The sequence below is a fragment of the Kitasatospora nipponensis genome (genome assembly GCF_039528135.1).
In the GTDB taxonomy this organism is placed as follows: Bacteria; Actinomycetota; Actinomycetes; order Streptomycetales; family Streptomycetaceae; genus Kitasatospora; species Kitasatospora nipponensis.
In genome coordinates, this window is sequence record NZ_BAAALF010000546.1 from 1 (window position 1) to 949 (window position 949).

Annotated in this window: 1 protein-coding gene; it reads left to right on the top strand. The window is 64.4% G+C overall.

Annotation, left to right across the window (positions count from 1 at the left end; genetic code table 11):
* Positions 1-364 precede the first annotated feature (364 nt).
* Positions 365-934, top strand: a complete 570-nt coding sequence (locus tag ABD323_RS41790; protein WP_344447304.1) for an SMI1/KNR4 family protein — start codon at positions 365-367, stop codon at positions 932-934.
* Positions 935-949 lie beyond the last annotated feature (15 nt).

Here is a 949-nt window from a genome sequence, read left to right on the forward strand (position 1 = left end):
GAGGGCGGCCCCGACGCTGGTGGCTTCGGGACACGTGTTGCGAGCAGTTCAGCGCCGTACCCACTCATACGGCGGTAAAGCGTGTCAGCTGCGCGCGAGGTCGGTTGGTCGTGCAGTGACGTACTCACGGCATCGACGGGCCAGGCAAAGAGATCACGTCGTGGGAGTGGGCGAGGCTGGCGGTGGCGAGCGCGGCTGGGAAGGTGGCGTGTTCGTCGAACAAGCGGCGGTTCGTGAGGCTGTGTCACCTGTTGGACCGTTCGTTTCAGGCTGACGGGTGCCATCCGGGCACTGTCGACATCGTCAGTGGGATCACCAGGTTGCGGCAAGGCCCTGCGACACGGTTGAACAAGAGGTGTCAGCAGTGCCGGATCATCCGGAAGCGGTGTTCACGATGTTGGGCCCCGGCGGGCGTCGCTTTGCTGACCCTGGGGCGTGGGCGGTGCTGGAGCGGGAGATCGGTTGTGAGCTCCCGTCGGGCTACAAGGACTTCGTCGACGAGTACGCGCCGATCAAGGTCGATGGGCACCTGCACTTCAGCCACCCGGCGACAGGGACGTGGAACCTCCTGGAATGGATACGTGAGACGGATCAGGCATTCCGTGAGGTCGACTGGGACGGTTTGCCGCACCCTGAGACAGGAGCTCAGGGCGTCCTGATACCTGCTCTGAGCACCGACTTCGGGTTCTACGCGTTCCTCGCCTTCAGCCGCAGAACGTCGGGGTGGAGCATTGTGATCCATGACCGGGACGAGGGCGGATGCTGGGAGCACGCGATGAGCTTCGCCGAGTGGCTCCACAGACATCTGGTCGGCGAAGAAATGATCCACCCGGGCGGTACATACCTCTATCCCGGCCCCGTCGAGCTGGAACACCCTCCGATGTCGCCAGGCGAGCGGCACTTGTCCTGGTATGGACCGGGGCGCGGCATGTGACAAGCAAGGCTCGGG